5 protein-coding genes are annotated in these 6,000 nt (G+C 63.1%); all 5 read right to left on the bottom strand.

Annotated elements, in window-relative coordinates:
* Window positions 1-826 precede the first annotated feature (826 nt).
* The 5 genes from FV229_RS01955 to FV229_RS01935 all read right to left on the bottom strand — a co-directional run bounded on the left by FV229_RS01955 (window position 827) and on the right by FV229_RS01935 (window position 5,806).
* Window positions 827-2,515 carry a ThiF family adenylyltransferase gene (locus tag FV229_RS01955; RefSeq protein WP_147750315.1) on the bottom strand — a complete coding sequence of 563 codons (1,689 nt, stop codon included), beginning with the start codon at window positions 2,513-2,515 and terminating at the stop codon, window positions 827-829.
* Window positions 2,516-2,535: 20 nt separating this feature from the next.
* On the bottom strand, window positions 2,536-3,564 hold the full coding sequence (locus FV229_RS01950; protein WP_147750314.1) for a cyclic GMP-AMP synthase DncV-like nucleotidyltransferase: 1,029 nt from the start codon (window positions 3,562-3,564) through the stop codon (window positions 2,536-2,538).
* Entirely contained in the window at window positions 3,561-4,694 is a 1,134-nt protein-coding gene (locus FV229_RS01945; protein WP_147750313.1) for a patatin-like phospholipase family protein, read from the bottom strand. The genes FV229_RS01950 and FV229_RS01945 overlap by 4 nt, the downstream gene beginning before the upstream one ends.
* A 78-nt stretch (window positions 4,695-4,772) precedes the next feature.
* Window positions 4,773-5,429: an ImmA/IrrE family metallo-endopeptidase gene (locus tag FV229_RS01940; protein ID WP_246688014.1), complete on the bottom strand. Its 657-nt coding sequence runs from the start codon at window positions 5,427-5,429 to the stop codon at window positions 4,773-4,775.
* A gap of 62 nt (window positions 5,430-5,491) precedes the next feature.
* Complete coding sequence (locus FV229_RS01935) at window positions 5,492-5,806, bottom strand: helix-turn-helix transcriptional regulator (RefSeq protein ID WP_147750311.1); 315 nt, start codon at window positions 5,804-5,806, stop codon at window positions 5,492-5,494.
* Window positions 5,807-6,000: the final 194 nt, after the last annotated feature.

Here is a 6,000-nt window from a genome sequence, read left to right as displayed (position 1 = left end):
TTCATGCCAGCCTTCTCCGCTTGGCCGGCTGCGCTCGCCAGACCAGCTCCGCCGGCCAAGCTACCCGTGGCGGAGCGGCCCACCGTGCACTAACTTTACCCTTGGACCACCTCGTGGGGGCCGATCAGTGGGCGGAGGCGATCTCGGCGGCGAACCCATAGCGATTTTTGCTTGGGGGCCAAGAATGATGACGAAGATTGCTTTTTGTGAATCTCAGATGTCGACGATGACATCCATGGGGGAGCCAGCGGAACCTCGCATGAACCTCTTTCTGAATCATGCGCGCATCAAGGCTGGCGTGAATTTCCGTCCTGTCTGGCTGCGTGCATTGCGAGCACCGAACCTGATGGGACTGGCTCGGTGACAATGCCCCGGGTCGCCTCGCCCCGTCGCGAGTGTAGGGACAGCCACAGGCCATCCGGGAACGGAAGGCGTCCTACAATACATAGCAAGAAGCCCGGCAGGTGATGGGTCGACTCACGCACAATGGATGCAATGCTCGTCAAATCCTTGCTTGAAGGGCTTGGCCGGTCCTCCGGATGGGTGTGCCAGTCGCCGAGATATTCGAGGCCACGGGCGTGAAAGGAATGGATGTCTCGTTGTTCGGAAGCCCGATCAGGCCAGAAGCCGTAGAGGCCACGTTGATCGCTCTTACGTGGCCCGGTCGCTTCGAGGATCGTCCAGTTCGACGGACGGATCGATCCGAACAGTTGGCCACCAGCTTCCCGGTGATAGCATCGCTTTTGGCGATGCCCGGCGAACGTAGCCAGGGCCTCGGCGGAAATGCGTACCCGGATGTCGCCCGCCTGCAGGGTTAGCGCGCTCATTAGGCCTGCCACCAGGGGCCCGCTGCCATTCCGCCCAGCGGGTCCGGGGTCCCGCGCGTCGCAAGCCACATCAGCGTCCACGAGCCCTCGGCGTCATCGAGGGTCGACGCATCGACGAGCCAGGATCGCCAGGCGCTCTCGGTCTGCTTGCCCCTGAGGAAATCCAGTGCGAGGCGGCTGGTGAGTGCCTCGGCTTGGGCAAGCTCGATCGCGCCGAACGGGGATGTCAGCGCGCCGCATTCGACCGGCGGAGGTTTTTTGCTTTTGGAGGCGACCATGCGGGCGTTGCCCGCAGCGTCGTATCCGGCGGCGAACGAGGTGCCGGGCATGAGCAATGCCGCATGGGACGCAAGCGCATGGGCTTCCATCCATCCGTACATCGCGGGAATACCGTTCCCCGGGGACGACAGGTGATGATCGAGGAAGGCGTTCGCCGCCCATGAACCCGTGCAGGCAATGACGAGGTCGAGGTCCGCCAAGGCCGTTGGATCGGACGCCAGAAGGGCCTGCAGGGTCGTATCGAATGCCTTGATCGAGCCGATGTCGGGATTCTCGCGAACGAGCGTCCGAGCGAGAGCTGAGGCCTTCGCGCGGTGGACGTCACCGGCCCCCAATTGATGGCGCCGGATGTTTTCCCAACCCAGCGTTTCGGGATCGACAAGGACGAGATGGCCGACGCCGGATTTGGCGATGAGCCGTGCGACACCCGACCCGAGGGCCCCGCATCCGATAATGCCGACGCGCTTACCCGTCAGGAGATCGAGCTTCGCGTAGGGCAGCCGGGTATTGGCCGCATCGAGGGCTTGGCACCTAAGACGCCTCAGATCGTAGCGTGAGCAGAGAACGGAAGCCGGAACCTGACCGCGAGGGTAATCCCGTTCCATGACCTTGCGGTGCACCGTCGGTCGCTTCGGGTCGGGGGAACGCGACAGCATGACGGCAACCGCATGACGTCTGCCGGACAGGGCCGCGCCGGTCAGCACGAGCGGAAGCGCCTTGGGCATCTGAAGGAGCAGTTCGCCCAACATCTCGCATCCCGTGTCGGAACGCTGCTCGACGAGGCTCCAGAGCTCCGCGCCGCTCGTCGGGTATCGATCGGGGCGAGGCAGGGTCGTCAGCTCTATGGTAGCCGTCCGACGGAGATGGACCGGGTCTGCGCCGTGCCGATGCCGCCACCACCTCCGCGCCTCGCCTCCCGATGCGAAGACGTAGGTCGTCACCCCGTTTCCGGTCCATGACGCGGAGGCGGTGCCATGCCCGGGCGGCAGCAGGATCGCAGCCGCGTGATCCGCGACGGCATCCTGCGCCCAGTACAGACCGAAATCTTCCTCGAAGTCGTCTCGCTCGCCACCGGCCGCGACGTCACGGAGCAGCTGCCGGGCTTCGCCCAGGGCCGAGGCCACCGCCATGACGGGATCGGATGGCACTTCCGGGTTGCGCAGGCAAAGCTTCCCGTCGCGTTCGACGTGCGGCATGCGCTCGGTCTCGCCGGCCAGGTGCACCGTCGGCTTCGAGTATGGAAAGTGGCGGTCGACCACCACAACGATTTCAAGGCCGAGGGTGCGGAGGCGCCAGCCCGCGGAGCCGGCGTCGCCGCGGAGGATCGGGTCGTCGGGCCGCACGCGACCGAGATAGTGACGCCCCAACCCCCGGAACCAGGCATCGATGGCGTCGTGGGGCTCGGTCACGACCGGGGGAACATGTACCGTCACGCGTAGCCATGCCCGCCGGATTTGATGACCGCGGGCCCGCTGGTTTTCCCGTCGAGGTCTTTCTCGTCGTCGGGATCGGGTTGAAGACCGAAGAAGTCGGAACGGAAGAACCTATCCCAGGCTCTCATCGCCTCTTGATGGGTACAATCGGAATCGTCGAGGACGCCGAGGTGGGCGAGCTTCTCGAAGATCTTCTTGCGCAGGAACTCCGTCTTGGCGTCCCCGGCCTCGACGATGCGTTCGTTCAGCGTCGGATGGTCGACCGCGCTGTTCCAGGCAAGCCGATCGCGAATGGCGACGAGAACGTCCCTGAGGGCTTCGTCGTCCCGCTTGGGACGCTCGATGAAATGATCGCTTACCAAGCGCGAGAGCGCGAAGCCGCTGGCGATCTTTCCCTTCCAATGCGGCCGGCTGCGGGCAAAGGCCTTGACCAACCGCACCACCCTGACGAACTGCCCACGATCGCCGTTCGTCGAGGAATCGCCGCACGCTTCGTTGTTGCGCCGCTTGAACCATTTTGTGACGTTGAGTGCGTCTGACGGCTTCCAGTCCGCGCCGGCGAGTTCGAAGGTTTCGGTAACGACGCCGGTCCATTGATCCTTCGTGCGGGTCCGACGGTAGACAGGGACGTCCACGTGATAGCCGCCGCTGTAGTAGACGCGGACGCAGTTCGTCCGCACCTCCGGCTTGTCGTTGAAGAAATCGTCCTGCAGGGCCGCGCAGACCATCTTGCGGACGTCCAGCGCGGATCTGTCGGCACCGCGATCGCCGACGAGCGCCGCCTTATCGAAGTAGGCTCCGTCGTCGATGTCGAAGTCCCCGTCCCCATCCTGGATCATGGTCCGCATTGCGTAGGAGCCCTGGGTTTGCGAACCGAACGGCGCCGGCTCGCCATCGCGGATCAGGCCGCGACGGAGGCGCTTACGATTGGTCTTGGCCTTGGACAGGATGTCCGAACGGCCGTCGTCGTCCATCCGCACCCGCTTCTTGTGGAAGCCGCGGACCTCTGCGTTGGCGTTCATCATCGCTTGCTCTCCCAAGTCAGGCCGTCCACCGGCATCGTCGGCAAATCCATCATGAGCGACCGGACCATCTGACCGTCGGGGTTGCGGGGATCGTCGCAGGAGCTTTTCGTGATGTCCGCATCCGAGCAGGCCTGCTGAACAAGCCGTGCGATGGCTCCCTTCCGCGTGTCGTCCAAGGCGAGGAACGGCATCATCTCGGCGGGAACGTCCTTCTTCGGGAAGCGAAGCGTGCGCACCGGCCTGCCCAGGTCTGTGAGGACGTTCGAGAGGAGCCTCGCCATGTTGTCGTAGGCGAATTCCTGCGCGGAGATACTCAACGGGGCCACGTCCGCGCCAAGCTTCCATCCGAGCATGGATCGATGGGCATGCGCGCCGTCTATGTGCTCTCCCTCGGGCCTGGAGCAGGTTCCAAGGGAGAAGATCTCGATCGGCTGGTCCCGCTCGGCTACCATGAGCGCGTCGAGTAGGCCGACCAGGATCGGGTTGTTGGCCCAGAGTCCGCCGTCGGCGAAGACCTGCTTCAGTCCATGCGTCGCCATCGGATCGTCGATGCTCGCGAGGGAGCGATAGATCGGGGCGGCGCTCGAAGCGAGGCAGACGTCGGCCAGGGGGTATTTGTCGTCGCGAACGCCGCTTTTCGGCGTCTTCTTGAAGACCCAGGCGCGATGCGTCTTCATCAGCACGCTGGGGATCGAGAGCGAGATGCCGCGACGCTCGAAGACGTCGAGCATGGTGACGTCCCCCAGGACATCGTGAAGGGCATTCCTGAGGGCGCGGTCCCCGGCGCGGACGAAGGTCCGTCCCCTGAGGGCCCGGTAGATCGCGCTGCCCGTTCCCTTGATCCGGTGCGGGAATATGGCCGCCCCGTGCTTCTCGTAGAGGGCCATCACGTCGCTGAGCGGCTTTCCGATGGCCAGGGCGCACGCGACGATGGCGCCGGTGCTCGTTCCCGTGATGAGATCGAACCCCCCGCCGAGGTCGAGGGCATCCTTTTTTCGCGTAAGCGCGAAATGCGTGACCAGGCGATCGAGGAACGCGGCGGTATAAATGCCGCGCATGCCCCCGCCGTCGAGGCTGAGGACCCTGTACGGCCTCGGCCCATCTCCCTGCGGTTTGTCATCCTCGATCATGCCACATCCCTGCGAATCAGCTAATACGCTAATCAGCATATTTTGCTTTCGCCGAGAGTCAAGGAGACCGTGCGGGCATCAGCCGAACAGCGTCGGCTCCACGGGTCGAGCGGTCAGGTATCGTAGCTGGAGCAACCGAACGCGGGCGGCGTCGCGCGAGACCTGGAAGGTCCGCATCACCACGTCCATCAGCGATGTCGCCGCCGCATCCGCGACGTGGAACGGGGGAAGCGCAGCGATCGCATCGAGACGTGGACGAAGGAGGTCCCGTAATGCGGTGCGGGGCATGAGATAGGCGCCCGAGGCATAGCCGGCCTGCCACTCCATCCAATCCGTGACGGGGGCATCGAGGATGCCGTCGCGCTTGCAGACGATCCGAAGTTCGGCCGCGGCTGGAAGGAGGTCGCCGGACGAGAAATGGGACTGAAACAGCCTATCATGCAGGCGGACGTGGCCGAGCTCGTGTGCCAAAGTCGTCCGATACCGGCTTGCGCGTCGATCCTCGGTGGACAGGCTTTCGGTGATCTCGATGATCGGGGACTTGCCGATGTGGATGCGGGTGACGCCTTCGACGTCCGTCCCATCCGCGGAGAGATCCGAATAGACGTCGAGATGCATGACATGCTGCTCGATCAGGAGGCAAAGATCCTCGGTCGCGAGCGGGTACGCGATCTTGCCGCGATGCTTGAGGAGAAAGGCCGCTGTCAGCGCCTCACACTCGCGATCGATTTCCATGGGTTCGAAATGGGGGCGTCTAGGAAACCGTTTCGTAGCATCGGGCACCCACTGAACCATTGCTACCTCGTCGACTTACGGAAGGCGTTGAATAACTGAACGACATCGTCCTGCTTGGCACCGGCCGAGCGGATGTCTTCAGGAAATGTTCCGACAAGATAGAAAAGATATTCGGATCTTACATTGAGCGCTTTTGCAAATTGCTCAATTATATGGTCCGAGGTCGGATTGCGACGGTTTCTCTCTATATCATTGAGATATTGAGGTGAGATTGGCTTGCCATCTTCTTCTCTCAATATCATCGCCGCCAGTTCCTTTTGACTTATTCCCTTTTCCTTTCGTGTCCCCAAAATAAAGGATCCGAACGTCTCTGGCATGCCCGTGCTCCCTTCGAGCTGATATGCTGATCAGCGTAGCACGCGGAGGATTCGGTGTCCGTTGCGAACATGTCGCGAATTGAAACTCGGTAAGTGCCCCCCGATCGGTAGCGTTGGCTGAGGGCTTGCGAACAATGTCCGCTCTGAGGGCTCCGACGAAGCTCTGAACAAGCGCGCGGATCTCTCGAGTTCTC

This window comes from Methylobacterium sp. WL120 (assembly GCF_008039465.1).
Lineage (GTDB): Bacteria > Pseudomonadota > Alphaproteobacteria > Rhizobiales > Beijerinckiaceae > Methylobacterium > Methylobacterium cerastii.
This window is presented reverse-complemented; position numbering and strand designations above follow the sequence as displayed.